The organism is Enterococcus sp. MSG3299, from assembly GCF_050555765.1.
GTDB classification, from domain to species: Bacteria; Bacillota; Bacilli; order Lactobacillales; family Enterococcaceae; genus Enterococcus; species Enterococcus faecalis.
The window spans coordinates 870566-897374 of the sequence record NZ_CP187869.1 but is presented as its reverse complement, the minus strand read 5'-3'; the positions used below and the strand labels follow the sequence as shown (position 1 = coordinate 897374).

At 35.3% G+C, this 26809-nt stretch carries 24 protein-coding genes, 1 other RNA gene and 2 pseudogenes; 7 read left to right on the top strand and 20 right to left on the bottom strand.

Translation table 11 applies throughout. The annotated features are described in order from the left end of the window. Positions 1 to 66: 66 nt before the first annotated feature. Together IGL23_RS04500 and ace are read right to left on the bottom strand one after the other, a co-directional pair. Entirely contained in the window at positions 67 to 1662 is a 1596-nt protein-coding gene (locus tag IGL23_RS04500) for an ATP-binding cassette domain-containing protein (RefSeq protein ID WP_033594221.1), read from the bottom strand. A 124-nt stretch (positions 1663 to 1786) separates the two neighbouring features. Beyond that, a complete protein-coding gene (ace, locus tag IGL23_RS04495) occupies positions 1787 to 3811 on the bottom strand; it encodes a collagen-binding MSCRAMM adhesin Ace (RefSeq protein ID WP_104869616.1) in 2025 nt (674 codons plus the stop codon). Between the two features lie 334 nt (positions 3812 to 4145). Between ace and IGL23_RS04490 the strand changes: the two genes are divergently transcribed. The 4 genes from IGL23_RS04490 to IGL23_RS04475 all read left to right on the top strand — a co-directional run bounded on the left by IGL23_RS04490 (position 4146) and on the right by IGL23_RS04475 (position 7623). Then, positions 4146 to 4451, top strand: a complete 306-nt coding sequence (locus IGL23_RS04490; protein WP_002360604.1) for a DUF898 family protein — start codon at positions 4146 to 4148, stop codon at positions 4449 to 4451. Positions 4452 to 4589: 138 nt separating this feature from the next. Further along, positions 4590 to 4956, top strand: a transfer-messenger RNA (tmRNA) gene (ssrA, locus tag IGL23_RS04485). A 454-nt stretch (positions 4957 to 5410) separates the two neighbouring features. Beyond that, a complete protein-coding gene (locus IGL23_RS04480) occupies positions 5411 to 7162 on the top strand; it encodes a DUF262 domain-containing protein (RefSeq protein ID WP_002378176.1) in 1752 nt (583 codons plus the stop codon). 266 nt (positions 7163 to 7428) lie between these two features. Then, positions 7429 to 7623, top strand: coding sequence for a hypothetical protein (locus IGL23_RS04475; protein ID WP_002360606.1), 195 nt, complete (start codon positions 7429 to 7431; stop codon positions 7621 to 7623). A 412-nt stretch (positions 7624 to 8035) separates the two neighbouring features. On the opposite strand, the gene IGL23_RS04470 is transcribed toward IGL23_RS04475, so the two are convergent. The 3 genes and pseudogenes from IGL23_RS04470 to IGL23_RS04460 all read right to left on the bottom strand — a co-directional run bounded on the left by IGL23_RS04470 (position 8036) and on the right by IGL23_RS04460 (position 9281). Beyond that, a complete protein-coding gene (locus IGL23_RS04470) occupies positions 8036 to 8221 on the bottom strand; it encodes a hypothetical protein (RefSeq protein WP_002384733.1) in 186 nt (61 codons plus the stop codon). After that, positions 8206 to 8719, bottom strand: a pseudogene (gene entV / locus IGL23_RS04465) (enterococcin EntV). Before entV ends, IGL23_RS04470 begins: the two are co-directional and overlap by 16 nt. A gap of 358 nt (positions 8720 to 9077) precedes the next feature. After that, positions 9078 to 9281 (bottom strand): DUF378 domain-containing protein, encoded by a 204-nt coding sequence (locus IGL23_RS04460; RefSeq protein ID WP_002381996.1) that lies wholly within the window; start codon positions 9279 to 9281, stop codon positions 9078 to 9080. A gap of 194 nt (positions 9282 to 9475) precedes the next feature. Between IGL23_RS04460 and IGL23_RS04455 the strand changes: the two genes are divergently transcribed. Both IGL23_RS04455 and IGL23_RS04450 read left to right on the top strand, forming a co-directional pair. After that, entirely contained in the window at positions 9476 to 9769 is a 294-nt protein-coding gene (locus tag IGL23_RS04455) for a hypothetical protein (protein WP_033595414.1), read from the top strand. 13 nt (positions 9770 to 9782) lie between these two features. Beyond that, the gene (locus IGL23_RS04450) at positions 9783 to 10061 is read left to right on the top strand and encodes a hypothetical protein (protein WP_002363681.1); all 279 of its coding nucleotides are present in this window, start codon (positions 9783 to 9785) and stop codon (positions 10059 to 10061) included. A 21-nt stretch (positions 10062 to 10082) separates the two neighbouring features. Here the strand turns inward: IGL23_RS04450 and srtC are convergent, their stop codons facing one another. From srtC to ebpA, 4 genes are all read right to left on the bottom strand, one after another. Continuing rightward, the gene (gene srtC / locus IGL23_RS04445) at positions 10083 to 10940 is read right to left on the bottom strand and encodes an Ebp pilus assembly class C sortase (RefSeq protein ID WP_033595412.1); all 858 of its coding nucleotides are present in this window, start codon (positions 10938 to 10940) and stop codon (positions 10083 to 10085) included. A 93-nt stretch (positions 10941 to 11033) separates the two neighbouring features. Beyond that, positions 11034 to 12917, bottom strand: a complete 1884-nt coding sequence (ebpC, locus tag IGL23_RS04440; protein WP_033595410.1) for an endocarditis and biofilm-associated pilus major subunit EbpC — start codon at positions 12915 to 12917, stop codon at positions 11034 to 11036. Continuing rightward, positions 12914 to 14344 carry an endocarditis and biofilm-associated pilus minor subunit EbpB gene (ebpB, locus tag IGL23_RS04435; protein ID WP_033595408.1) on the bottom strand — a complete coding sequence of 477 codons (1431 nt, stop codon included), beginning with the start codon at positions 14342 to 14344 and terminating at the stop codon, positions 12914 to 12916. Before ebpB ends, ebpC begins: the two co-directional genes overlap by 4 nt. Positions 14345 to 14347: 3 nt before the next feature. Beyond that, on the bottom strand, positions 14348 to 17812 hold the full coding sequence (gene ebpA / locus IGL23_RS04430) for an endocarditis and biofilm-associated pilus tip protein EbpA (protein ID WP_154230825.1): 3465 nt from the start codon (positions 17810 to 17812) through the stop codon (positions 14348 to 14350). A gap of 174 nt (positions 17813 to 17986) precedes the next feature. Between ebpA and IGL23_RS04425 the strand changes: the two genes are divergently transcribed. After that, positions 17987 to 19408, top strand: coding sequence for a helix-turn-helix domain-containing protein (locus IGL23_RS04425; protein WP_002382000.1), 1422 nt, complete (start codon positions 17987 to 17989; stop codon positions 19406 to 19408). A gap of 180 nt (positions 19409 to 19588) precedes the next feature. On the opposite strand, the gene IGL23_RS04420 is transcribed toward IGL23_RS04425, so the two are convergent. The 11 genes and pseudogenes from IGL23_RS04420 to IGL23_RS04370 all read right to left on the bottom strand — a co-directional run bounded on the left by IGL23_RS04420 (position 19589) and on the right by IGL23_RS04370 (position 26763). After that, positions 19589 to 19984 carry a DUF805 domain-containing protein gene (locus IGL23_RS04420; protein ID WP_002358131.1) on the bottom strand — a complete coding sequence of 132 codons (396 nt, stop codon included), beginning with the start codon at positions 19982 to 19984 and terminating at the stop codon, positions 19589 to 19591. 70 nt (positions 19985 to 20054) lie between these two features. Beyond that, the gene (locus IGL23_RS04415; protein WP_033595404.1) at positions 20055 to 20768 is read right to left on the bottom strand and encodes a DsbA family oxidoreductase; all 714 of its coding nucleotides are present in this window, start codon (positions 20766 to 20768) and stop codon (positions 20055 to 20057) included. A gap of 139 nt (positions 20769 to 20907) precedes the next feature. Next, positions 20908 to 21354, bottom strand: coding sequence for a GNAT family N-acetyltransferase (locus tag IGL23_RS04410; RefSeq protein ID WP_033595402.1), 447 nt, complete (start codon positions 21352 to 21354; stop codon positions 20908 to 20910). A gap of 369 nt (positions 21355 to 21723) precedes the next feature. Then, positions 21724 to 21966, bottom strand: a pseudogene (locus IGL23_RS04405) (hypothetical protein). A 70-nt stretch (positions 21967 to 22036) separates the two neighbouring features. Further along, positions 22037 to 22468 (bottom strand): universal stress protein, encoded by a 432-nt coding sequence (locus IGL23_RS04400; RefSeq protein WP_002391595.1) that lies wholly within the window; start codon positions 22466 to 22468, stop codon positions 22037 to 22039. Positions 22469 to 22520: 52 nt separating this feature from the next. After that, a complete protein-coding gene (locus tag IGL23_RS04395; protein ID WP_002375233.1) occupies positions 22521 to 22826 on the bottom strand; it encodes a hypothetical protein in 306 nt (101 codons plus the stop codon). Between the two features lie 17 nt (positions 22827 to 22843). After that, entirely contained in the window at positions 22844 to 23041 is a 198-nt protein-coding gene (locus IGL23_RS04390) for a hypothetical protein (RefSeq protein WP_002360617.1), read from the bottom strand. A 71-nt stretch (positions 23042 to 23112) separates the two neighbouring features. Next, positions 23113 to 23502: a hypothetical protein gene (locus tag IGL23_RS04385; protein WP_002358138.1), complete on the bottom strand. Its 390-nt coding sequence runs from the start codon at positions 23500 to 23502 to the stop codon at positions 23113 to 23115. Between the two features lie 4 nt (positions 23503 to 23506). Further along, positions 23507 to 24823: a Y-family DNA polymerase gene (locus IGL23_RS04380; RefSeq protein WP_002361586.1), complete on the bottom strand. Its 1317-nt coding sequence runs from the start codon at positions 24821 to 24823 to the stop codon at positions 23507 to 23509. Between the two features lie 152 nt (positions 24824 to 24975). Continuing rightward, positions 24976 to 26130 carry a multidrug efflux MFS transporter EmeA gene (gene emeA / locus IGL23_RS04375; RefSeq protein ID WP_002358140.1) on the bottom strand — a complete coding sequence of 385 codons (1155 nt, stop codon included), beginning with the start codon at positions 26128 to 26130 and terminating at the stop codon, positions 24976 to 24978. Between the two features lie 192 nt (positions 26131 to 26322). Then, on the bottom strand, positions 26323 to 26763 hold the full coding sequence (locus IGL23_RS04370; protein ID WP_002369669.1) for a GNAT family N-acetyltransferase: 441 nt from the start codon (positions 26761 to 26763) through the stop codon (positions 26323 to 26325). Between the last annotated feature and the right edge of the window lie 46 nt (positions 26764 to 26809).

The window sequence follows — 26809 nt, the reverse complement described above, 5'->3', positions numbered from 1 at the left end:
CAGTTGCCCCTTTCTCTCAATTCTTATAAAAAGTGTAGCAAAAGATGTGCCAAACAGCTAACAAGTTCACTCATTTAAATCAATAATTTCATCTACAAATCGTAGGGTTTTAGGTCGATGAGTAACCAAAATAGTCAACTTATTGTGGGTAAATTTTTGTACTTCTTGTAACACTTTTTCTTCGGTCTTTTCGTCTAATGCGGAAGTCGCCTCATCTAAAATAAGAATCTCTGCTTGTGTAAATGCTAAGCGCGTAAAAGCAATCCGTTGTTTTTCACCACCAGAAAAATTCATTCCTTTTTCACTCACAATAGTATTTAAACCTTCCGGCAACCGTTCATAAAGTTCCCCCAACTGAAAACGATACATAGCTTCAATTACTTGTTCATCAGAAATTTCTTGATTCAATACAATATTTTCTTTCAACGTTCCTTGAAATATTGGCACATCTTGAGATAAATAAAAAACTTTTTCATAATAATCTTCCAAATTAAATTGTGTTAGAGGAAATTGATTCACATAAACTGTCCCCTCTGTCGGCTTCAATAATCCTAAAATCAATTTAATCAGGGTAGATTTACCTGTCCCACTTTTTCCAATCAAGCCATAGGTTTTATTCATTGAAAATTGTCGATTTTGTTGGGACATAATCGTTTGACTATCTACGCTAAAACACACATCTTTTAATGAAATTGTTTGAATTTCAGGTAACGCTTTGCCGGAAACCGCTAAGTCAGGATCATCTTCTTTTTTATAAAAATCTTCCAAGCGCTGATAGGCTACTTTATCCAAATTATATTGAACAAATAAAACATTAAATATGGCTATCGGCGTATAAATTCGATCGATATACATCACTATCGCTACAAGTCCACCTAAACTCAATGTCACAACGTTAGTAAAACTAAGTACGACAATGCTTACTTTGATAAGTGCGACTAACAAGGCAAAAAAGCCAAAGAAAAATTCATGGATCATAGTCATTTTTGTTATATTTTGACTATTTTCCTCTGCCATTAACGCGTAATTTTCAATCTCTTTTTTATATTTTCGATTAATTCTAAAAGTTACTAGTTCGGTCATCCCTCGTATCAAAGTAGCATTCATTGCTTCTTCAGAAATAAGTGTTTTTTCTTTCATTTTTTGTAGCGTTTTCAAAAGTATTTTGGTTAAAATAAATACAATCACATAACCAATTAGAATTGCTGGCAGTAATTTTTTATCAATCAATGCTATGAAAAACAAATTAAATAACGTCTCTGGAATTAGCTCTCGAAATAAGCGTCCATAAAAATTCAAGTGAATATTTCTCCCAGCTGCTGCACCAACTTCTACTTTTTGTAGTAAAGCTCCCGCTCCCAATTTTAGATATTCTTCATAGGAAATCTTGCTCATTTTTATTAAACTTAATTTCTTCAAATAGAAATAGATGCCATTAGTTAAGTAAGCTTTTGGTTTCTGTTCACAATAAGACAATAGCGGAATTAAAATAATTGTCGTTCCATACGCTACTAACAACCCTAGTTGGAAACTTTTTTGATAATGATCTAACAACTGTTGAAAAAAATAAATTGCTAAAGCACTACATAATGAAACAATCACGCCAATCAAAATGTACCAAGTGAAGCTTTTCCGAAAGTGCGACCATATTTTTTTAGTCATTTACTCCCTCCTTTTCGAGCATTATATACCTTACTGTAGCATAGTTTTTGATTGGCGCCTATCAACAATTTATCTCCAGATAATAGAAAAGCCCCCCAGCGAAAGCTGGATGGCTTTTCTATTGTTAATTCTTTCTGATTTGTAGATAACTTACACCTAAAACGGCAAATGTACTTGCCAGTATTCCTGCTATTAACATAAACGGTGTTTTTGTTGTGCCTGTTTTGGGAAGTCCTCGTTGCCCGTTTGCTTCATTTAATTTTTGAATTGGTTCACTAAGCAGTTGGGGAACCAATTGTGGGCTTCCTTCGTTTTTCAATGTATTTAATGGAGCGTTTAGTATTTGTGGTTGATTTTTTGATGTAATAGTTTTATTTATCTCCACAGTTGTTTCTGTGGATGGCTGTTTTTTCTCAGTTGTAGTAATTTCTTTTGTTGGTGAGACATGGACTTCTGGTTGACTGCTTTCTGCGGTTTCTGTTGTGCCGTTCTCTTCAGTTGTCACACTTGGTTTTTCAGGAATAATTGGTGAAATTGTACCTAACGTTTCACTTTCATCTGGATTTTCTTCTTCCGTTGGTGAGACATGAACTTCTGGTTGGCTGCTTTCTGCCGTTTCTGTTGCGCCATTCTCTTCAGTTGTTACGCTTGGTTTTTCAGGTATGATTGGTGAAATGGTACCTAACGTTTCACTTTCATCTGGATTTTCTTCTTCCGTTGGCGACACATGGACTTCTGGTTGACTGCTTTCTGCAGTTTCTGTTGTGCCATTCTCTTCAATTGTTACGCTTGGTTTTTCAGGTATGATTGGTGAAATGGTACCTAACGTTTCACTTTCATCTGGATTTTCTTCTTCCGTTGGCGACACATGGACTTCTGGTTGACTGCTTTCTGCAGTTTCCGTTGTGCCATTCTCTTCAATTGTTACGCTTGGTTTTTCAGGTATGATTGGCTCAATCGTGCCTAGTGTTTCACTTTCATCTGGATTTTTTTCTTCTGTCGGCGAGACATGAACTTCTGGTTGGCTGCTTTCTACGGTTTCTGTTGTGTCTGTCTTTTCACTTGTTTCTGTTGCCTGTTCCGAAGTAGGTGTCTTTGGTTCCCATTCTTCTATTGTCTCTAAAGGAATGTCTAGACTTCCTTCTGTTGGCATTTCCACATTTTGATTGCCGCTTGCCTCACCGTCTACAAAAACATTTTTAACCTGTGATGTATTTTTTTCATTCGTTGCGTCTTGATTGTTTAGTTGATAATTGATGTCATAACTATTTTCAAATGTTGCTTGATGTTGGCCTGCTTCTGTGATTGTCGAAGTGTAACGGACGATAAAGGAAGTAAAGCGTGCTTTATCCCGATAAAAACGTAAATTAAAGTCATTATCTGTTACGAAGTCAATTTTGCCATAACCTTGTTGCTCAAACTCGGCAAGTGAAATATATTTAGTTTCTTTGTCATTCACAATATCAAATGTAAAACTCTCTTTATTTAATTGTTGACCACTTCCTTGTCGATCCGCAATTGAAATATCTTCTGTGACATCGGATTTATTGAGGTTCACATTTAAAAACCAACGTACTTGATTTGACTCTCCAGCCAAATCGCCTACTTTATAAAAAAACGGATAGTCTCGCTCAATTTGGCCAGTCTCTGCGTTAGTCACTCCTTCAATCGTCAAACGTTGAGTCGCCGTTGCTGTTCCGAAATCCGTTTCTATCACATTCGGTTGCGAACTATTGGTGATAAGCGTTTTAATCCCGAAAGAAAAATGCCCGTTCACATTATGTAAAGATTCAACTTTTTCGTTAAATGTTGCTACAACATGATCTTTATAGATAAAAACTTCCCCTAAACCATTTAAATTGATTTTTCGTGGTGAGCCATCGTTCTCGGTCATTCCAACTAATGCATTTGGTAAAGTTAAAGTAATAGTATCGCCAGGTTTTATTTTCTGATTCTCTTTGTCACTAAAAGATACTTTAATGGAGGTCATCTCTCCTTGATATAAAGTAGTATGATCCAATTCTACTTTGTCAACGATTGGACTTTTGCTCAATTCGGCGCCAAACGAAATTGGACCAATCAATAACGCCCCCGCAATTGGTAGAATCATTACCAACAGTAACACTAAAAATTTTACACTTTTTGTCATAAAAAATTATTCACCCTTCTTTTCTCTTATTTTTTCCACTTAGTGGTCTTTTTCAGAAGTTGACAATAGCAAAAAGATATGTCTCGTACAATATTAATGCTCATTTAAGTAGCCTTTTTTTTAAATTTCTAATTCACTTCCTAAGGAAAACGTTTTATTATGGTAGTTACATTAGATAACATTTGTTACAAAATATCTAATGCTGCCAAGTTTGAGTTGCATAAATAACATATTTCGAACCAATAATGAATAAAAATACTTATTTCATCCTCATTTTGTTTCCCAGGCCATTTATTCTTGTTATAATAAAAGTTATGAGATAAGGAGGAAAAGAATGAAAAATTCATATTTTGACGGTGGTTTAGCCACGTATATCGGGACTTCAATTTTAGCAACCTTGATTACTGTCTTTACATTAGGCATTTGCGCACCTTGGGGAATTTGTATGATGTACAACTGGAAAATCAAGCATACCGTTATTGATGGTAAACGCCTTTATTTTGACGGTACAGCTATGCAATTATTCGGTCATTGGATTAAATGGCTTTTATTAACTATAATTACTTTAGGAATTTATGGTTTTTGGTTGAATATCCGTTTGCAACAATGGATTACAAAACATACCCACACACTTTCATAAAAAGAGGAAGGATGAACTGAGTTACGGTCCATCCTTCCTCTTTTTATGAATATCTAACAGAGTGTTATCCTACTCTTTGAAAAAACAAGGAATTTATGCTATACTTTGATAAGTATCAAGGGATACTTATGTTATTTCGGGGGCGTTACGGATTCGACAGGCATAGTTGAGCTTGAATTGCGTTTCGTAGGTTACGGCTACGTTAAAACGTTACAGTTAAATATAACTGCTAAAAACGAAAACAATTCTTTCGCTTTAGCTGCCTAAAAACCAGCTAGCGAAGATCCTCCCGGCATCGCCCATGTGCTCGGGTCAGGGTCCTAATCGAAGTGGGATACGCTAAATTTTTCCGTCTGTAAAATTTAGAAGAGCTTACCAGACTAGCAATACAGAATGCCTGTCACTCGGCACGCTGTAAAGCGAACCTTTAAATGAGTGTCTATGAACGTAGAGATTTAAGTGGCAATATGTTTGGACGCGGGTTCGACTCCCGCCGTCTCCATTAAAAAGGAACTTGCTAAACGTTGTTAAATCAACGATTTAGTAAGTTCCTTATTTTCTTGGGAGTTGGACTGAACTCGGACTTTTGAGAAAAATCATAAAGAAAATAGAAAAAGGTATCAACTAATAATCAAAATTTGGTGAATACTTTCAAGAAAACATTATTAAAAAGGTAATCTTTTACATAACGAACCAATTTTCTGCTGAATAATTTCAATTTATTTAAATTATACTTGATTCGATTAGCTTCACATGGATATCCACTTTTTCTAAAATGAATCTCCATTGTAATTATTTCATATTTATGAATAGATATTCTAATGGATAAACCTGTAGAAATTTCGATTTATATTACCTTATAGAATCCAGATAACAAATTTGTATAATAAAAATAGATTCAATATTTTTGTATTTTATGTGGTAAAATTAATTAAATAATGTCAAAGGAGATTCTCAAAATGGGTTACGTAAATTTCACTATAAAAAATTTAATTAAGAAAATAGATAACAATGAATATGTACTACCTGCGCTTCAAAGAGAATTTGTATGGAAACCAGAACAAATTGAAAGATTATTCGATTCCATTATGAAAGGATATCCCATCGGCTCGTTCTTATTTTGGAACGTCCAAAATGAAAATATAAATAAATATGAATTTTATAACATATTAAAAGAATACCATCAAAGAGATGCTAGACATAATACAAAAATCAATATTTCACATAAAGATAGTGTTACAGCAATACTAGATGGGCAACAAAGAATAACATCTATCTATATAGCTTTGAAAGGTACCTACAGCTACAAAATAAAAGGAGCATGGAAAAATAATGACAATGCTTATCCTTCGAGACAGCTTTATTTAAATATCGTTTCTCCAAATTTAGATACCAACAAAGATGTTCAATTTGATTTTAGATTTTTAACTAATGAGGAAGCAGAAGATTTTACCGAAGATACTCTTTGGTACCCTGTCTCCGATATTTTGCAATTTGAAGTAGGTGAAATGTTTACTGTGATTGCTAGATATCAAGAGCTTTATCGGAAAAATTTTCCTAATGAATCCGTTGAAAAAACAAGTTATATTATGAATTCTTTAGGAACTTTACATCAAATGATGGAAAAAGATATATTGGCATATTATGAAGAAAACTCACAAGAAATTGATAAGGTTTTAGATATCTTTATCAGAATGAATAGCGGTGGTACTACGCTAACTTATTCTGACCTTTTGCTTTCTTTAGCGACTGCTAAATGGCAAAATCTGAATGCTCGAGAAGAAATTTATTCATTAGTTGATGAACTAAATATGATAGGAAACGGTTTCAATTTTAACAAAGATAATATTTTAAAGGCTGCTTTAGTGTTAACTGATAAAAAGAATATTAAATTTAGAGCTTCCAATTTTGACAAACAAACCACAAACCTAATCGAAACTAACTGGGAAAAGACAAAAAAAGCAATATCTTTAGCAGTGAATTTACTTTCAAATTTTGGGTTTAATGGAGATACTTTAATTGCTAATAGTGTAATCATCCCTGTTGTTTATTACCTATACAAAATTGATTGCCCAAATAACTATTTAGAAGCTGATAGATACTTAAATGATAGGAATAAAATAAAATATTTTGTTCAGATTTCTTTGTTAAAAAGAATCTTTGGAGGAACTCCAGACTCAATATTACTTAAAATGAGAGAAAATATGCAGGATTTATCCGAAGGGTTCCCATTGTCAAAACTTCTTAAAGTTAGAGATACAAACAAATCTTTAATCCTAACGGATGAAGACATTGATTATTTACTAGATACAAAAATTGGAAAGTACTCTTTCACACTTTTATCGGTAATTTTTCCAGCCATAGATTTAAAAAATAAGTTTCACCAAGATCATATATTCCCTTCAAGCAAATATAAAAATAAAAAGAATTTAAGAGAAATAGGTTATTCAGAAGAAGAAATAACATTTATTGTTGAACACATCGATACAATTGTAAATTTACAATTACTAGAAGGCATTCCTAATACAGAAAAAAATAATAAGTATTTCGATGATTGGGTATTAAAAAGATATAATTCTAACGAGGAACTGGATTATTATCTAAATAGGAATTTACTAAATAAAGTTTATAAAAAGAATGAATTCATCCAAATGTATACAGATAGGAAGGAAGAATTAAGAAAAAGACTGCTACAAAACTTATCTTTTTAGCCATCTTTTCAATTACTAATAACTATGTTTTATATCAAATCTAGATAGTATAGAAATAAACTAACCCTATTATTCTTGCTAGTATTCCCTTCTCTATAGAATAATTCTAGCAAGAATAACATGAATAATAAAAATTATGTATTACTATTATTAACTATCGTGTTAGTCGGTTTAGTACTGACACTTTTTACTGTAATTAATTGGATTACTTACTCAGTGATTTTGTTAATTGTAGGCATATTAAGCAAAAGAAAGTAGTTGATTAAATGACTTACACTGAAAAAATCGAAAAATTAATAGACCTAGATTTAACGAGCTATCGTATTGCAAAAGAAACTGGAATCAGCACGCAATACATTGACAAAATCAGAAGTGGAAAAACAGCTATTGAAAATATTGGACTTGGAAAAGCGGAAATATTAGTAAAGTATTTTGATGATTTAGAAAAAAACATATCTTGATATGATGTAGTTTTTAGCTTCTATATTTCTAATATCAATATTTTTTTCAACATCTTTTTTGATTCACAAAAAAAGACCCCCCAAAATTCTGTAGAATTAAAGTTACTGAACCCATTCTAAGTAGGAATCAAGTTATGCTAAGCTTATCAAAGAAACATTGAATAGTTTAAACCTGAATGTTATATAGGATACTTATATTTCTACCTTAAGTGTAATGAAATTTCTATGGCTTTTTTATAAGTATTACCTCTTAAACTGTTAATGTGGTTGTCGTGAACCAAACTTCATTTTAACGGTTTGGTAGGCTTTTTAGCTATCTTGAACCATCTACATAGCAAGTCAATAAAAAAATAAAGAGAAGGCTCGTTACCTCCTCTTACACTTCCTATCACATTATCTTTCTAAAACCACTTCATTTTCTTTTTCTATTGGTGATTTTGGGTATTGCATAGAACATGGCTAAAAATATTATTGTTATCAAAAGAGTTTTTAAGATTTCAATTTCTCCTGAATCTATCCAAGTATACACAAAAGCGATTATAAAAGTAATTACTATTTCCGTAACATGATCTTTTAAATTCATTAGCTTAGCCCACATTGAACTGCCCATAAAGCTAGTTGTCCAGCTACAATAATAGCATTCGTCTTTAACCCATTGGCTTTAGCGAAGCGTAATACAGTCACTGCTAATTCTTTCCAGGCTTTCTTTTGTGCAGCTTTTACAATTGCGCTGATACTAATCATTGCAAAAAAACTCATCTTTGATTTTGTTAGCAACGCAACTTCCTAATGCATTCCAATTAAAACGCGCTTGAACTACTGTTGAAGCATCAGAAATATTTACATTTAACTCCTTCTCAACTGAAGAAATCTCTTGTTGAGCAAAATTATTTTTGACATAGTTTTTAAAGTTATCTTCCGTCACTCCATTCGCATACATTTCTTCCAGTCCTTTTGCTACAGCCTCAACTTCTGAATCCTCTAGCTGGTCAGATGCATAAACACTTGTACCAGCGCTGATAAAAATACCTAATGTCATTAGTAATGCCATCGCCAAACAAAAAAATTTAGCCTTTTTTGTCACCTGTAATTCCATACATAAATCCCTACTTTCTTTTCCTTGTTATAATCATAACAAGGAAAAAGATAATTTATCATCAAAATCCCTATTTGATGCTTATATTTTCCTATATATCCTAGAGCTGATTTTTCTCACTAGTGATCACATCAATTTGAACTAATGATTCAAAAAAAGACACAGGTTATTTGAGGTACATTCGAGGTAATGCTAGGTTCTATTTTGAAAACAACGCTGCTCTCTTGAAATATTTTTTGAGCTTGTCTAAACCTTCTGAAACGAATATAGAAAATAAAAAAAGAGTCCCCTTTCTCAAGGAAACTCTCAATTACTAAGTTAAAATAACTTCCCGTTATCTAAATCTTTTAAATCAATCCTATGGTTCGCGGAACAAAGGAGCTAAAAACTTAATAGAATAAATCGCACAAATTCCGACAATAATATAGATAATTTTTGCTAATGGTGTGGTTGCACCGCCACTAATTGTTGCAACTAAATCAAAATTAAATGCACCGACTAATAACCAGTTTAAACCTCCGACAATCAATAAAATTAAAGCAATAATATCCAGATATTTCATTTTTAACACTCCTTCCAAATTTGATAAGCCAAGAGTAACACGTTTATTCTTTATTTACGAAAATAATGATTCAGGAAAAAAACTTTTTTCAATTATTTTCTCGAATAATTTTTTCATTATTAAGAATTTTATGATATAACTAAAGAGTAGACAAAAACAGATTCATTATCTCTGATAAGAAATGGTGGTTTATTATGCGTGCTAAGTTATTTTTAATTTTGCGGAATCGAGTGTTATCCCGTGTTGTCTTTGTCATTCTATTTTTACATGTGTTTTTTAACACAAATGATTTCACGGTGTTGCTGCTCCTCTTACTATTAAATTATTTACTCACGCTTGAAGATAGCGCGAAAAAAAACAGAAAAATCCAAACTTGGCAAGAATTTAAACAGTCGATTGATTGGCCCTTTGTCGCTTTTTATTCAGGGCTTGCTCTTTTAGTTATTTCGTTAATACTTCTGTTTCTCTGGTTCAATTATGCACGATAAGGAGGATTAAAAATTGAAAAGCTATTTTTTTACTCTTTTTTTTAGTATGTTTAGCCTTTTCGTCATACTACTTTGGTTTTCTGGATATGATAGTAAGGGATTTCTATTGGCCCTTACAGATTTTCTAGGTTTTTCTATTATTCACCAAACGCCTGTGCTGGATACTTATTATTCCCAGCAGCCTTTAACAACCAGAATGTTGATTTCTTCTGGGCTTCATTTTTGTACTTATTTTTGCTTAGGTTTGGTCATTGATTTACTACGTAAAGGGTTTAAAAAAATAAAAACATAGTCACTTTTATTATACGAATCGTTAATTTCCATGCTTTCTGGTCGTCTTTTTCCGTCGCTTGTACCAGATAATGAAGCCGCTAATAATTAACGCACAGGCAATTAAAAGTAATGTCCATAATAGTAAATTTTGTTGTTGTGTCACTTTTTTCATTCCTGCTGCTGCTTTTTCTGGTTGATATGGGATACGATGTCCTCGAACTAATAACCGATGACTGTTTATCATATACGGTGTGCAAGTTAATAAAGTGACGAAATCTTGGCCAGACTCAATGTGTAAATCTTTTGTATCAGTTGGTTCAACGGTTTTTATTTGATCCACTTGATAAGCGAGCGTCTTCCCATTGACTTCGATATAAAATTCATCGCCTTTTTTTAATTCTGGCAAATCTGTAAATAATTTGGCTTGAGGGAGACCACGATGTCCTGAAATGACCGCATGTGTATTCGCACCACCTGTAGGATAGGAGGTTCCTTCTAACAAGGAGCTTCCTTTTTCCAATAGTAATGCATTCGTTTTATCAAAAATTGGTAAACGGACATTTATTTTTGGGATGGTTAAAACACCAATCGTATGACTTTCAAAATAGGATTTGTCTGGTTTTTTCGTTGTTTTTTGCGTTTCGGAAAAAGGATCTAATCCAGGATTGCTGCCTTTTTTCGCTAATTCTTGGTTTTTCTTTTCCATTTTTTCTTGAAGTTCAGCCATTTCTTTGGTGTTTTCTTGGCTTGCTTTTGCTTGATAATGAGCGATAATTTGTTGATCCAGATAGTTATTTAATGCATCGCTAACAAAAGGATACGCAAATGCACCTATTCCAATAATCAGTAAAAGAATCATAAAACCATCAATGATACGACGTTTCTTTTTTGACTTCATTGCTTCCTCCTTAAAAATAAAGCATGAGAGCCTGGGACAGTGATTTGCCCAGGCTCTTTGTTTTTCTAAAAATTTCTTCGGTGATGCTAGAAATTAAGCATTTTCTTTTCTACGTCTAGCAAAGTAGACTCCTGCAATAAGTAGCAAGACTGCGCCACTTCCTAAGTAAACGTAGATTCCTTTGCCACCTGTTGAAGGTAAGGTACCTTTGTGTTTGTTTGGTACTTTTTCTGGTGAAACTAGGTTTTCTGTTGTGCCATATGATTGTTCATTGACCACAAATTCAATCCGATTTGTTAACAAGACATAATCATCAGGAGCTACAGTTTCTTCTAAATAATAGGTGCCGTATTTAAGCCCTGTGATATCAACTAATCCATCAGCCGTTGTTGTAAAAGTAGTTGCTTCGGCTTTTGTTTTCACCCAAGTTGCTGCTTTCGTTGTTTCATCGATTTTCAAATAATTTGCTGTGTCGCTGTTTTGATCACGAACGACAAAGGAAGCTCCCGCCAAGGCTTGTGTCGCTGTCACATCGCCATCGACTTTAATGAAACGTTTCCCACCTGTCACAACTTCAACAGTTGGTGGTGTTTGGTCGTCGGTATGACCGTTATCAACATTCGCCTCATTTTTAAAGCCTTTCGTAGGATCTGCTTTTTCATTTAAATGCATAAAGTAAACGAATTTTAGTGTGCCGCCTGGTGTTAGCGTAGGAATATACGCTGGATTAACGGCGACAGTGAAGCCATTTGCTTGTTCAGTCACTTGGTAATTTTCAGGATCGATCATTGTATCCCCATCATATAACGCATAGGCATACTCTCCAGAAGTCACGTTATCAAAAGTTAAGGCTGCATCATGTTTATCAACTAAATTGAATTTGACGTATTTATTAGCGTCGCCTTCTTTGTCTGCAATCCCCAATGGAATATTTACAGAAATTTGATATTTAATTTTTTCGCCAATTGCCACATCTTTACCATCTAAGTTTGGTGTTGTTTTATCAACTTTAGAGGTATCATTTTTGACTGTTTTTTCAACAGGTGTTTGATTGTTTGCTTCAATTGTAAATGGTGTTTTTGTTTGATTTTCAATTAATTCTGCATTATTTGGAGCTTTTACTTCTTCTAAAATATACGAACCAACCTCAAGATTTTTAACTGTTAATTCTCCCGTTCCATTCTCTGCTTCTGTGAAATCATTTTCGCCAATTTCATAACTTTTCCCAGTAATAAAGCGTTTTGCTTGTTTTTTATCCGTTGTCCATGTATATAATCCATCTTTGACTCCTTGGATATATTTTACTGTGCCTGGTGAGCCTTCGCTTTTGGAAATAACAAATTCTGCGCCATTTAATCCTTCATTTTCAGCAGTTCCTACTTTTTTCACATGTAAACTACCATCATTGGCTACCACATTTTTAGGATAAATATGAACAATCGCTAATTCTTCTGTTCCATATTTATAGGAACCATCTGTTTGCTTGATCATTTCGTAAACTGGGAACGCCACCACCATATTCGTAGCAGCAACTACACCCTCTTTTGGTTCTTCTTTAATGGTATACACTGCATCTTTACCATTTTGTTTTTTAGGTAACTGAACAGTGACATTCCCATTTGCATCGGTGGTTCCTTGAGCAACAGGTTTCCCAGGAGTTAAACTTTGGACAGCTTGTTTAGCTGCATCAACGCTTGCGCCTGCCGCTCGTTGCTCGTAAAATTCGCTCGTCACGTTATAAATACTAAACGTCACATCTGCCAGTCCTTGATATTTATCAAACTCGCTCATTTCTTTCCCGCTATTTTGAATAAGCGGATCTGGTAAATCCGTCATTTTCTTTTTGTGAATCACGAGCTGTGCGCTCTCCCCATTTTCTTCTGCAAATGCAGTTGTTGTCCCTAATACACTCGTGAAAAGTGGCAAAATTAGTAACAAGGTACTAACGGTGTACCAAACTTTTTTTAATTGCTTCATTTTCTCTCTCCTCTTTTTTGTTTTTGGTAAAATAGCCAAATGACTACCAGCCCAATGATTAGCAGGCCTGCAATCGTCAACCAAATAGAACGTTCTTCATTTGTTTTTGGTAAGAAGCCTGACTCTTTTACTTTTTTATTGATTACATGTAACGGTGCTGTTCGTTGTCCGTTCGTTGCATAAGAATTTTTTTCCACCGTAAAAGGAATTTCTGTTTGATTCAGAAGATAACCTCTTGGTGCAGAGATTTCTTCCAAGAAGTACTGGCCATCTTTTAAGCCTTTAACTGAAAATTCACCGGTTTGATTAGACGTGATTTTTTTAGCTAATGCTTTTTCTTTTTGCCAACGATACCCGTTTGCTGTTTCATTGAGGTATTCCCCCGCTTGATTTTTGACGATAAAAACAGCCTCTGGCAAGGTGATTTTCGCATTTTCACTATCAACTTTGACAAAAGACTTGCCGCCTGTACGAACTGCGGCTCTTTTAGTCAAGGTATGCTTGTCCGTGACTAATTGTCCTTCGTTGTTAATCGCAGTGTCTGGTTCAGCGGTCTTTTCTAAACGCATTTGATACGACACAGTCATTGTTTGATTTGCAGAGTTTTGTAAGTCTTTAATTGAAAAATCAAGCGTAAATCCATGCTTTTGCGTCGTCAATGTGTAACCTGTAGTAACTGTTTTTCCAGCCACTTTTACCTCAATTGATTCTGGTAAAAGTGTCAACGTTGTATCCGCCTTATCTGACAAACGGAATTCCTGATATCCTAAAATATTCGCTGGAATCTGAGTCGTTAACTGATAGTTAATGTGCTCTCCTTGATTAAAGCCTTGTTGCTTATCGAGTACCGTTTTTTCAAGTGGTGGTAAGTCATAGGCATTTTCTTCATTTTTTGGATATAAATGAATATGCGTTAACGATTGCCCTTGTGGATCTTGAACAGGCAAAATCACTACTAGGTTGCTAGCTTTTTCCTTTACCACTTCCGGTGCTTCCGCTTCAACAAATAAATAGGCTTTATCTCGTTGCTGCGAATCTTTGCTAGCTAATGAAAAAGAAACCACTCCATCTTCTCCATTTATTGTCTGTGTTTTATCTTCTGCGATCGGTTTTCTATTCATTGCACCGGTTTCTGCTAATTGACGCTGTGCCTCTTGGACCGTTTTTCCTTCAGAACGAAGCTGATAAAACGGATCCGTCACATCATAGACTTGATAAATGACGTTATTTAAGCCCCGATAATTTTGAAGCAGCGTTCCCTCTTCCCCTGTGTTTTGCTGCTGTTCTGGTAATTGACCATCAGGGAACAATAATTTGTGCAACGTAACTTGAACGCTTGCTTGCGATGCCTCTGCTAATGCTTGCTGTGAAAACCCGAAAAGAGCGAGTAGCATGACGCAAATACTTAACCAACGTGCGTTTTTCATCGATTACACACTCCCTTCTGGTCGTCTAATAAAGAGATAAACACCCGCTATCACGAATGTACTAATCGCTATCAAGTAAAACCACAAGCGTCCTATGCCGCCAGTTTCAGGTAAAGGAACCTTTGCTTGGTTCGTAACATCTAAAGTAATTTGATTATTCTTCTCTCCAGAAATTAAAACATCTGCTACTTTTTCCCCATCTATCGTGACTGAACCATCTTCGCGAATTATTAATTCGATTGGTTCTTTTAACCCCTGATATCCTTCTGGCGTAAAGGTTTCTGTTAGGACATATTTCCCTGGTTTTAAGTTTTCAAAAACAAAAGTATCCGTTTCTTTGCCATCTTTTGGTAATTCAATATCCGTATCTGGTCCTGTTAAACGGAATTTCGCTCCTTTAAGTGGCGTCTGATTATCGGCTTTTTTATGAACCGTTAAGTCAAAAGGTTTCAAATGATTTTGATGTGTCAATGTCCATTCTGGCGCATTTTCTTCAATATTTTTGCCTGCATAGTGAATTTCCCCATATTTATCAACAGTAAATTCATAATTTCCAGCAAGAGTGTCGTAGCCTAATGGTCCTGATTGTTCCACCATTCGATACTCACCAGGTTCACTAATTTTAAAATAGCTCAATCCTGCAGTATCTGTTTTTTGAGTTGCCACAGTTTGGTAACTTCCTTGAGCATTTTTTCTTTGCAACGCAAAAGTCGCCTCTGCTAAGTTCACTTGTTTGCCATTTTGCATGGTGTATTTTCTAATTCTGATTGGCAAAGAAGAAAATTTATTTTCAATTTCCAATGGAATAACTTGATTTGTGGTGGTCACTTCTTGTCCATCGATGCTTACTTTGCCTTGCTCACTCACCTCAATTTGCCAAGTCGTTTTCTTACCTAACTCATGTCCTTCAGGTGCTTTTACTTCAGTTAATGTATAGCGTTCCCCTTTTTGTAGGCGCACATCTTTTGGCAAGGAATAGCTCCCATCTTTATTGTCCACTAATGTTGTCTGAACATTTTTACCACTCAATTCAAAGACGGCTCCCACTAAGTTTTTCTCACCTGAGGAAGAATTTTTGATTACTTTTAAATCTAATGGCTTGAACTGCTTCGTGTTTTTCCAAGTAGTATCGTCGATTTTTTCTTGACTGTAACCAGGAACTGCTAATTCACGGGTTGTTTGGTAATTGAAAGCTTGTCCTTGATTGTTGTATTGGGGAAGCCCAAGAACTTCTTGATAGCTTTCATCCGCGGTTTTGGAAAGTTGGGTTACATTTTTGCGCTCCCAACTATTGCTGGTATCATTTTCTGGTTTTGATAATTTAATATACCCAGTTTGCCAGTTGGCTGTGTCAGTTACTTGCTTTCTACTAATTTCATAAATCACATTATCTGGCCGACTTGTTGGGTCTTGATCATACTCTTCCCAGATTTTTTTCACGTTTAACTTCACGCCAGGTGCTTTTCCAGAAGGAACCCCAAAATCAACTTTTTCAGGGGCCGTGGCTAATGGCTGAAACGTTGTCCGACCATTCATTTGATACCAAAAATCAGGTTTGAAGTTTTCTGACTCTGTTTGAATACGTACTTGATAATGAATTTGAATTTCTTGCCCTTTACCCAAATAAATCTCATTACTATTAATTGTAGCGCCTGTTAGCGACACTTCTGGTAATGTTTGAACCTGAACAGGACCCACACTTTTCATTGATAATGTATTTGGCTCGTATTTAAAAGGTTCAGCAATTGGATCAACTACTTTTCCGTTTACAACCGTTCCTGAAATCTGAACGGCTTTTTTCGCTAAATAATCAGAAATGTCTGGTGCATAATCCGCGGATTCATAATAAAGGTCTCCATTTTCATCGGCTGACACCATCTCACGCATTTTATCTTCAACTTGTTGTTTAGATAAATTAGCTCGTGGATCGCTTTGCAATTGAATGCCCAATCCATGTATTTCAATCCCACGTTGTTTTAAGGCCATTGCCTCACCTATCGTGGCGATAAACGTACTGTTAATTCGTTTATTGATATTGTTTTGATCTGGCGCATTATAGCTACCAGAGATATAAGAAGTGCTACCTGGTTGATCTTGTCGATTCGTAAATTGTGTCCCGTAAAAGCGACCATCCGCCTCTGTTTGAACTCGACTCACTTTATAAGAGAAGGTTGGGACGCCATCCGTTAAAAGTACAATAACTTTCTTATGTCCATTTGGCGTTGCTAACATATCACCAGCATCTCTTAATGCTTTTTGAGTGAAAGTTCCTCCTCTAGTGCTACTTGGCGTAATATTTTTAATTGGATTTTTGACTGTATCAAACGGCCCCATTTGAATGGCGTTGTTATTATAACCGTCACTTGAGTAGCCAACATAGCCCATGTTGATGTTATTGGTAATACCGCTATCTGCCAATGTATCAACAAAACGGTTCACTCCTTTTTGAACTTCACCAATCCGATTGTTTTCATTCATACTTCCGGACCAGTCAACGACTAAGACCAAATCCAATGGCGTGATTTCTTTTTGAACATTTCCACGCACATTAAGATATACATCAAAAAGCCCTGGTGTTGTTGTTTCTCTAGCATATTTTCGGATGGCATAATCGGCTTGGTCTCCTGTACCGCCATACTCAATATAAGAATTTGTGCGATTAGTAGGGTCCCCATTCCAACTCGTTTGGCCATCCCATTGGGCACCACCATCTTTATTCCCTTGATGGTTTAACACATTTTGATTGCCTGTGGGCTGCCAATTAGCTGTCGGATAAGTCCCAGAATTATCCGTCGTGTATTGTGGTGCAATTAAAGGCAGTGCCAGATTCGCTCTCAAAGTAGCTGGCGCCATTCTTGCTTCTGCAAATGGATTGGTTACCTCTTCTGTTGCGGTCGGCTGTTCTGTTTTTTCTGGAGCCGAATCATTTTTGTTAGTTTCTTTCGTATTTTCTGGTACAGTTATTTTTTCTGGTTCAGTTGATTCTTTAGCAGAATCCTCTACTGTTATTTTTTCATAAGTAACTGAAACATCATATTCGTTGTTTTCATACAATAACTTAGGTGGCTGAGCTGTTTGAAGCGAACTTTGCTCAACAGCTAACGAAAGCTGTACCGGCTTTTTTACTTGTGCGTCCAAAGTCAGATAAAGCGTACCATTAGTCACTTGGTAAGAATATCCGTCTTTTTCAATTACAGCAGTATCCATGAACTGTGCATTTTTCAATTGAATTTCTCGTTGTAATGGCTGCTCTGTTTGGTTGAGAAGATTTAACTCGATATTAATATTCGTTTTATCATTCTCATCTGTTATCATTTGAGCGGATGTAATTTCAACTTCTTTGGCTGTTTCTGCATAGCCAATGAGCGGTATGAAATAGGATGAGACAAGTAAAAAGACTACGCCGAAAACCCCAAATTTCTTTAGTAATTTAATGTCTGTTCTCTCCTTTCTTTTATGAATTAACAGTTAAATTAGAATTGCCTAGCACGTAAAATTTCATTATTCTAATCTGATAATTATTATACAGAGAAGGAGCTCATTAAATCACACCAGCTTTCATACCAAGCGGTTTCATTTCTGAAATTGCGTTATTGTTTCGATGATTGTTTCATTAAAGTAAAGGACTTGGGAGGAAACAATATGATTAGGTTTTTAGAAAAAAATTATCGGAAAATGGAAGAAATCATTCGTGTCTTATCCATTTCTGATAAATGGATGACTAAAAAAGAACTTGCAAAATATATTGGTAGTTCTGAGTCTACTTTTATTCGTTATATTGAGGAGATTAAACAGCGTTGGGGCGAAAGTTTAACCATTAAAACATCGCATAAATTAGGCTATCGTTTAGAAAACTTTAATGTGTCCTTATATTTAAACGTGCTGACGGATATGGCAAAAACGTCAACGACCACCCAATTGCTCCATGAATTTATCCAAAATCCTGGCAAAACCATCGAATATTATTGCGATACCATTAATATTAGTCGCTCTTCTTTTGCTCGAAAATTGAAGCAGTGTAATCAGGTCTTGGAAACTTACTCTCTTCGCGTTATCGTTGATCAAGGCTATCAATTAACTAGCCAAACAGAAGAATTGCCTTTACGTATTTTTACAACCTTTTTCTTTTTAATGTATTATGGTCATTATGAATTGCCTTATCAATTAGATAAGCAGGAAATCAAACAATTAATGCGTCGTAATCAATGCCAATTAAATATTATTAGTATGGATAACAGTTATGAACACGATTTCTTTATTATGTATTTTATTGTTGATTTATTAAGAGAGCATCAAGGCTTTCAACAACGTTTCCAGAAAAAAACAGATAAAAAGAGTCCAATCAAAATGGAAGATTATCTTTTACTCAGTCGTCATTTTACTGGGCTCAGCCGTGAAACCTATCGAGAAGTTCTCCGGTATTTTCAAAGAGGCGCTTTTCAGCAATACTACTCCGAAGACCAAGAAGTCATCAGTCAAAGAATACGTGAAAATTTAAAATTTAATGCTTTTTCACAGATTGAACAATTAACAGAAGAAGTCGTCGACTTCGCTGTTCACTTGTTAACCTGTCTTTATTTGTTTTCTCAATTAGTGCCTTTTGACACCTCCGAATTGACACAAAGGGCCACCTTTTTCACTCGACAAATTCATTTTACTCAGCTTCACTTATATGCACGATTAAAAGCAGAATTGCATTTCTTTTCCGCTCTTTTAGAAACAAATCTATTAAACTATTCATCTTCTTATATTTTTTGGTTGCTTAATACTTTTCCAGAAATTAATCAGAGTTTCGACTCAAAAAAGATTTTGATTATTAGCGACATGGGCCTGAATCATAGTCAATATATTGGAAACTATGTCCACGATATTTTAGCTTTGCATCGGATTCGTTCAAATACGTTAGCAATTACGGAAGAACAATTAGGTGACCATCGACTCGAAGAATTTGACTTGATTATTACCAATCAACCAATTATTGAAACCAGCGTTCCAAGTATTTTAATTAATGATGCTATCTTATTTTCTAACAAAAGAGAATTGCTCGATTTATTAAACTTTTAACGTCTTAATGGTTTTCCCTATCTACCAAAAAGATAGCCCTTTTAGCAAGAACCGCGTAATGTGAGGTGCCATCATACAGAAGATATTTTTATTTTTCTGAAATAAAAAAGAAAATAGGACATAAGTCGAAATGACTTATGTCCTATTTTCACTCTTAAGATAATCAGCTAAACCAGCAAATTAAATTTCTGATTGATTCACTGGCCATCTTGTGTGACTTTTACTTGGCAAAATTAATGTAATGAAGATCACTAAAGTACCGATAAAAGGAAGTAAATAGAATAAAATCCACCAGTTACTGTGGTCGCGATCATGCAATCTTCTTGCTCGAACAGTAAAGTTTGCCAACCAAATTAAAGCAGTCAGCAAGAAAAAGATAATGGTCACCGTATTCCATTCTTTAATGATTGTTCCATCATTGGGTGTTACTTCAATATATCTGTAAACGCCCGTAATTGCTGAATAAATCCCTAACACCAAATAATTAATTAATTGTGGCCACCAATATTGTGCTCGTGTTGCTGACGCATTCATTGTTGTAATATTATTCCAGTATTCTCTATACGCGTTAAACATATTATCACCCCCGCATTAACTATTACAGAAGTCTTTCGTTTTGTCAAAGAATAACGTTATTTTAAGCTGCTTAATGACACGTCCATGTGCCTTCCTTAAACTCACACGAAGCGGACTCTTCAGAAGAAGGAGTTAATGAAACTAACGGTTGCTGTTGTTTTTCTTCTGCGAGAATTTTTTGAATCGTTTGGCTGATTTGCTGTTTCGGTACTGCACCATTAATTAGATATTTTTGATTAATGATTAGTGCGGGAACTCCTTGTAAACCATAAGCAGAAGCTAGCGCGAAATCTTCTTGAACCGCCGTCCAAACAGCCTCGGAAGCAACAGCTTCTTTCCATAAAGCAAAATCAATCGTTGTCTCTTTTACTAGCTCCTCAATTACTTCTGGCTCTTCAATATTTAAACTTCTCATAAATAAACCTTCTTGTAACTTATCAAACAGTAACCAATAAGTGTCTTGGTTGCCAATGTATCCAGCTGCTTTTGCTGCTAATAATGCATTCTTTGATGTTGGAAAATCAAATCGTTGCTTCCTCATCCCTTCAATATTAAAACGATGCTTTGAATCGTTTTGATTGGCATGCACCCAATGCGTCAAAACTTCTTCTTTTACTACTGCTCGTGAGCCAAACATTGTTTCAAAATCGTTTGCTGACCATCCCAAAGCAAACGACCGATGAATCAATTCAATTTCAGGAAATTCTTGTTGAATCTCATGCATGCGGTCAGACATTGGAAAACAAAAACTACAAATAACATCATGGAAAAATTCTATTTTCATCCTTACCCTCCAGTAACTCTTTTTTCAAAACAGATTGAACTAAATTTACCATTTTACTTACTAAAAGTAAACAAATGAAGCCAATTAAAAGAAAAAGATGAAACAAAATGCGCTATGGCTTTTGTCTCACCTGTTCTATCTACTTATTCTGATGTGTCCATTCCATTACCCGCTCACCATTCGTATCTAATTCACCATTAAATACAAAACCAAGTTGTTGATACAACCGAATTGCTGAGCTGTTCGTATCATAAACACTCAAGTATAGCTTGTTTGTTTGGTATTTTTCTATTAGCATTAACATTAAAAGTCGACAGGCTGCTTTCCCATAACCTTGTCCTTGGAACCGTTGATCAATTAAAAAGCGGTCTAGCCAAACGCGCCCATCTTGCCAACGTCCATACATGGCATAGCCGATTAATTGATTGCTGTCATAAATACCTGCCGATTCCCATTCTGGAAATTGGTCTGATTCTTTTAGATTTTCTGCCATTGATTCAATGAAGGTTTGTTGTTCAGCAAAAACTTGTAGGTTTTCCACTGCTTTACGATTATCGCTTGTTACTTTTTCAAAATGTATTTCCATTGTTTTCACCTAATTAGTTGTTATTTTCTGCATACTTGTATTCTTTCTTGCTTCTTATTTTAACATACTTATTTCCCTTTGCTTTCTCTAACTCTCTGTGATTATACTTTTCTCTTTTTTATGGGAAATCTTCCCTATAAATGGAGACTCTTTTCAAGAGATTTCTTTTTACACCACCCGTTTCAAATGATATAAATGATATATAGAGTGTTTTAACTATGTGCAACATGATTAAAAGTTAACTGTTGGGGAGCAGTTAACTTTTTCTTTTTAACCACAAAAGAGAGGATCCGCTGTGAGAAATAACTGCAGTGGATGCTCCCTTTTGTATATTATTTATTTACTAGCCGATAGTTGAAAACTTTCCCGTTACTCAGTAGTATCGATTTTGTCTTCTTGACTATCTAAAGAACGGTCAACTTTTTCGTCGTAACTTTCCATGGAATTTTCATTTTTATGTTTCTGCTTATCGACCGTTTTATCGACTTTTTCTTTCTGTCAATCAATTGTTTTTTCCATCTCTTCGCCAGCCGAGGTACAACCACTCAGTAAAAGGAAACTTGTGAATAAAAACGCTGACAAGATAACTGTTTTTCCGATTTTTGTTTTCATAAACTCACCTCTCGTTTAATTTAAAAAAACGTCCCGATAAAACATTGTTCCCTTGATTATTTACTCACAATTAGCGAACGACTAAGACATTGCACAAAGCATGGTTAACCACATAATCTGTAGTAGAACCAATCAAGGTTCGTTGAATAGCACCTCTTCCCGTGGCACCTAGCACAATTAAATCTATGGCATAATTTTCAGAAATCGTGTTGGCAAGATAACGTTTTGGGCTCCCAAGCTCAACAATTTTTTTGACTGTTTTTACACCAATTTCACTCGCTTGTTTTGCCTTTTCAGTGAGCATCTCTTCTGACTTGTGTTTTTCTAAATCATACAATTCTTCAAAAGAAAATGGACTCGTCGTAAATTCAGCATCATTAATAATTGTAGCTAAATAAAGAGTGGCTTGTTCCTCTTTGGCAATCCTGACAGCTTCATGAAAAGCTTTTTCAGATTGATCTGAGCCATCAAGAGCAACCAAAATATGTTGATATACTGACATTTTATCCGCCTCCTTAACCAAATTAAGAATCAAAACTAACACAACAGCTGTGTTACATTTTAGTGGCTATCTGTTGTAATTTTTCCACGGTTAATGCTTGATAATTTGTTTCTTCAAGTAGTCCCGTTTGAATTTCAACAGAAACATCTTCCGTACATGTTTCTAAAAACATTGTGGCATAATCAAACTGTTGCTCTAAGAATGTTTCATACTCCCGTCGACAACGTAAAAATTCTTTCGCGGTATCTGAAACATGTAAACACATGCGGCGCTTATTCGCTTTCTTGGTTATCACAAAATAGGTTCCTTCTAAAATCGTGGTAATCTCTTCAATAATATACGCTGCATCTTTTACCATTCCGTCAATCCAGTCCTTTATTTGTTTTCAGTGTCGTTGCTTTTTTCTTTGTCGTCACTTAACAGCTCTTTAATTTTTTCACGATTGTCGTATAACTTTTTTCCTACGCCCACTAAGGCGCCGCCTGCCAATAACTTTGTTAAAAAGCCGCCATTTGCGTTTGTTTTTTTGCCATGGTGTCCTTTTAAATGATGTCCCATCCTAGCCACCTCCATAATTTTTATTTCTATTACCTATGAACATTATCTCATATGTTTTCACAAAACGCACGTATAACAATAGTTTTTTAATCAAGGCTCGACCACTTTGTAAACTCATGACTTTTAATATGCCGAATCTCTTCAAATAAAATATGTGTATGTCCAACTTTTGCATACTCCATTGAACTCATCCCTTCAAAAACACCAACAATTGGCGGTTGAACACGGCCAAAATCATCCAATGTATTCAATTGGATTTCTAAAACCTGGTTATTTTTTAAAGACTGCTCTAAGTATTCTTCAATTTCTTCTGTTGTCTGTTGCGGTAAGCGTTCAAACGCTCTCTTAGAATATTCGTCAGAAGCTTCGATTCCTTCTTGTAACTCCCCCAATGCAAAAGCGGTCGCCCATTTCAGTTCAAAGGGCCGATCATGGTACTCATTATAAGGTGTAAATTCTTTTTTTGTTCGTTTCATGATGTTATCCTCCTAAACCGACATTTCCTCCAGCATGTCCACCGACTAATCCTGAACGATGAATTGCCGTCGCACCTTCCAACAAAGAAGAGGCGTGAATTAAAGCTTGAAAGCCAAATTTTTGTCGGATTTTATCAATCAGATAGTTTAACTCCATTTCACTAATTTGCTCTTCTGGTTCCGAAAATAAATCTAATTGTAAAGATTCATTCCAAACTAATTTTCCATAAGAAAGCCCTAATTGCCGGACATCGGTTCCCGCTAGATAATGTTCTCTAAAAAGGGCTAATACATAGGTAATCAAAACTTTTGTATTGTTTGTTGCAGGAATCGTTTGTTGTTTTCGCCAACCAGTTCGTCCTTCACGGTCAATTTGACCTTTGGAATAACCAACGTAGACTGTGATACATTCCGTTTGACAATGCGCTTTTCTTAAACGAGCAGCCACTTGTTCTGTCAGTTCCTTTAAGACTAGTTCAATCTGATCTCTTCGCGCATAATCTCTCGGTAAAATCTGACTATTTCCAAATGATTTTTCAGCTTTATGTTGCGCTTTTTTCCCTAAAAAGGTACGATCAATCCCCCATGAATGAGCATACAATTGAAGCCCCATCACGCCAAATGTTTCTTGTAAAAGATGCGGATTCGCTTGCGCTAACTCATATACAGAATCAATTCCTAAGCGATTCAGTCGTTTAGCCATTCTGCGACCAATCCCACAAAAATCTGTCAAAGAAGGCAACTGCCAGACAGTATCTGGTACACGATCATACCGCCATTCTGCAATAAAATCTGGCGAATGTTTGGCGCCATTGTCCAACGCCAATTTAGCCAGTAACGGATTGTCCCCTATCCCAACGGTCACATAAATACCCACATGATTATAAACGACTCTTTGGATAATCCGAGCCATCTTATAGGCGGTTTCACAATGAAAATAACTTAAAGAAGCCGTTACATCAAGAAATGATTCATCTACACTAAACACAGAGTGATCTTCATCTGCGACAAACTTTTTATATAAATTATTGATTTCTTGATTTTTTTTCATGTACAAATTCATTCGTGGCGGAACCACATATAAATCAGGATGAGCGGGCACTTGATTTTTACGCGTAACATTTGAAACACCTAAAACTTTTTTTGCCATTGGCGATGCTGATAAAACTAATCCCCCCGCATTTTCGGCATTACTCATCACTACTAACATCGTTTTCAACGGATCTAACCCACGTTCTGCGCATTCTACACTAGCGTAAAAACTTTTGCAATCAATACAAAGAATATCGCGACTAGGTTCTTTTTCATAATCAAATTTCATAAACATCACCTCACTTGCAAAATCATTATACGAACAAATGTTCGATTAATCAAGCGAACACTGTTTATTTTTTTGTTTTTTTCAAGAACGGTTGGTGATCAAAAAAAAATAAGTATTCGGAATTATTATATTCCAAATACTTATTTTTTATTTTACATCTTATTTCGATTTAAAAATAACGATAAAAAGCCCGTTCCTAACAGAATTACTGCTGAAACATAATAAGGGAAAAAGTGATTGATATCAAATAAAGCTCCTGCTGCCATTGGTCCTAAAATATTACCAAAACTTGTAAATGTCGAATTTAGTCCGTTGATGGTTCCTTGTTGATCTCCAGCATGTTTGGATAAATAAGTAGTTACTGCTGGTCTAAACAAGTCAAACGCTAAAAAGACAATAAACGTTGAAAATACAACAACTAAATTATTTTTTGTAAAAGCAATCACGGCAATAAAAATGGCACTTGCAAAAAAGGTTAATTGGATTAAACCCATTTCACCTATTTTTTGGACGATTGCATCAAAGAAAAACAACTGACAAATCAACGCTAAAATACCACTAACCGTAATCACGATTGCTATTTCACTTGTGGTAAAGCCAAAATTAATAGTCGCCATAATACTATAAATAGATTCGAACGCTTGCAGGCCAAAAGAGGAAATTAAGATAATCACAAATAATGAGGTAAACATTGGATTTCTTAAAATATCCATAAATGAACCTTTTTTCGCTTCAACAGCGGCTAAAATTCGTTTCTCCGGCTCCTTCAAAACAGTTAATGTCAAAATAAAACCAATAAACGCTAAAAATGCGGCCGCAAAAAATGGAGCGCGAATGCCTAAATAAGCAATAAAACCACCAACTCCTGGTCCGATAATAAAACCACCACTAATTGCAGCTGACACAAGCCCCATCGCTTTCGGACGTTCAGAAATCGTGGTCATATCTGCCACAAAAGCTGTCACTGACGGCATTAATAAAGCGGCGGCAATCCCACCTAAACCACGAGAAATATAAAAACCGCTTTTCGCTTGGGCTAAACCAAATAATAACTCAGAAATTGAAAACACCAACATGCCCGTCGCAATCATTTTTTTCCGACCAATTTTATCCGAAAGGACACCTGCGATTGGCGATGTGATTAATTGGGCAATCGCAAAAATAGAAATCATCATTCCCATTGTGGTACCAGAAAAATGCATTTCTTCTTTTAATTGGGGAATTACGGGAATGACTAGGCCTACGCCTAGAAAAACAAGAAATAAGTTAGAAATTGCTAAGTACATCATACTATTTTTTTTCGTCATAATTTGCCTCCTCCATAAAAAAACAGCCATCAAAAATGGCTATTTCTGTTTCTTTGTATGTACTTTCTTTGACAGTGTTTCGGCTGAAACACTCGTTGAGTCATTGAGATACATTTTACACTAATTCGCTGAAAATTTCACTAGTTTTTACTTATTTTTTTAAAGGAAATTGTTATTTTTTAAAGACATAACTTAAGTATCCAAGTATTTAATGAATCGCTTTTGTTTTTTATCAGAAACATAGCCAATGTGTTCATAAAATTGATGTGCTGCTGTACGCTGTTCCCCTGAATTTAAGCGAATCGCAGACAAGTTACACTTTTTAGCTTCCGTTTCTAGTTTCGTCATTAATTGTTTGCCAATTCCACGGCCTTCTGCTTCTTTTGCCACTGCTAACCCCAGAACGTTCAATAACGTTTGGGAATAAATTGTTTCATACAGTTGCGCATGCACATAGCCTAAAATCTTCCCTGTCTTCGTTTCTTCATAAACATATAAAAACTCTCTGTCACTGGCTAGTAGTAATTTCTCAATCTGTTTACAGGTCACGTCAACGGGAACTTCATAGCCCAATTGTTCTTTATTAATGATAGTTAACGCCGCTGCATCTGTTGGCTTCATTTTTCTGATCAAGGGTAACAACCTCCTAAATGATATTTATAGAGTATTACTTTGGCTA

What these genes read in the sequence shown, in the direction of transcription:
- IGL23_RS04500 (WP_033594221.1), bottom strand. Translation starts at nt 1,662, where the DNA reads ATGACTAAAAAAATATGGTCGCACTTTCGGAAAAGCTTCACTTGGTAC.
- ace (WP_104869616.1), bottom strand. Translation starts at nt 3,811, where the DNA reads ATGACAAAAAGTGTAAAATTTTTAGTGTTACTGTTGGTAATGATTCTA.
- IGL23_RS04490 (WP_002360604.1), top strand. Translation starts at nt 4,146, where the DNA reads ATGAAAAATTCATATTTTGACGGTGGTTTAGCCACGTATATCGGGACT.
- IGL23_RS04480 (WP_002378176.1), top strand. Translation starts at nt 5,411, where the DNA reads ATGGGTTACGTAAATTTCACTATAAAAAATTTAATTAAGAAAATAGAT.
- IGL23_RS04475 (WP_002360606.1), top strand. Translation starts at nt 7,429, where the DNA reads ATGACTTACACTGAAAAAATCGAAAAATTAATAGACCTAGATTTAACG.
- IGL23_RS04470 (WP_002384733.1), bottom strand. Translation starts at nt 8,221, where the DNA reads ATGTGGGCTAAGCTAATGAATTTAAAAGATCATGTTACGGAAATAGTA.
- IGL23_RS04460 (WP_002381996.1), bottom strand. Translation starts at nt 9,281, where the DNA reads ATGAAATATCTGGATATTATTGCTTTAATTTTATTGATTGTCGGAGGT.
- IGL23_RS04455 (WP_033595414.1), top strand. Translation starts at nt 9,476, where the DNA reads ATGCGTGCTAAGTTATTTTTAATTTTGCGGAATCGAGTGTTATCCCGT.
- srtC (WP_033595412.1), bottom strand. Translation starts at nt 10,940, where the DNA reads ATGAAGTCAAAAAAGAAACGTCGTATCATTGATGGTTTTATGATTCTT.
- ebpC (WP_033595410.1), bottom strand. Translation starts at nt 12,917, where the DNA reads ATGAAGCAATTAAAAAAAGTTTGGTACACCGTTAGTACCTTGTTACTA.
- ebpB (WP_033595408.1), bottom strand. Translation starts at nt 14,344, where the DNA reads ATGAAAAACGCACGTTGGTTAAGTATTTGCGTCATGCTACTCGCTCTT.
- IGL23_RS04425 (WP_002382000.1), top strand. Translation starts at nt 17,987, where the DNA reads ATGATTAGGTTTTTAGAAAAAAATTATCGGAAAATGGAAGAAATCATT.
- IGL23_RS04420 (WP_002358131.1), bottom strand. Translation starts at nt 19,984, where the DNA reads ATGTTTAACGCGTATAGAGAATACTGGAATAATATTACAACAATGAAT.
- IGL23_RS04415 (WP_033595404.1), bottom strand. Translation starts at nt 20,768, where the DNA reads ATGAAAATAGAATTTTTCCATGATGTTATTTGTAGTTTTTGTTTTCCA.
- IGL23_RS04410 (WP_033595402.1), bottom strand. Translation starts at nt 21,354, where the DNA reads ATGGAAATACATTTTGAAAAAGTAACAAGCGATAATCGTAAAGCAGTG.
- IGL23_RS04400 (WP_002391595.1), bottom strand. Translation starts at nt 22,468, where the DNA reads ATGTCAGTATATCAACATATTTTGGTTGCTCTTGATGGCTCAGATCAA.
- IGL23_RS04395 (WP_002375233.1), bottom strand. Translation starts at nt 22,826, where the DNA reads ATGGTAAAAGATGCAGCGTATATTATTGAAGAGATTACCACGATTTTA.
- IGL23_RS04390 (WP_002360617.1), bottom strand. Translation starts at nt 23,041, where the DNA reads ATGGAGGTGGCTAGGATGGGACATCATTTAAAAGGACACCATGGCAAA.
- IGL23_RS04385 (WP_002358138.1), bottom strand. Translation starts at nt 23,502, where the DNA reads ATGAAACGAACAAAAAAAGAATTTACACCTTATAATGAGTACCATGAT.
- IGL23_RS04380 (WP_002361586.1), bottom strand. Translation starts at nt 24,823, where the DNA reads ATGAAATTTGATTATGAAAAAGAACCTAGTCGCGATATTCTTTGTATT.
- emeA (WP_002358140.1), bottom strand. Translation starts at nt 26,130, where the DNA reads ATGACGAAAAAAAATAGTATGATGTACTTAGCAATTTCTAACTTATTT.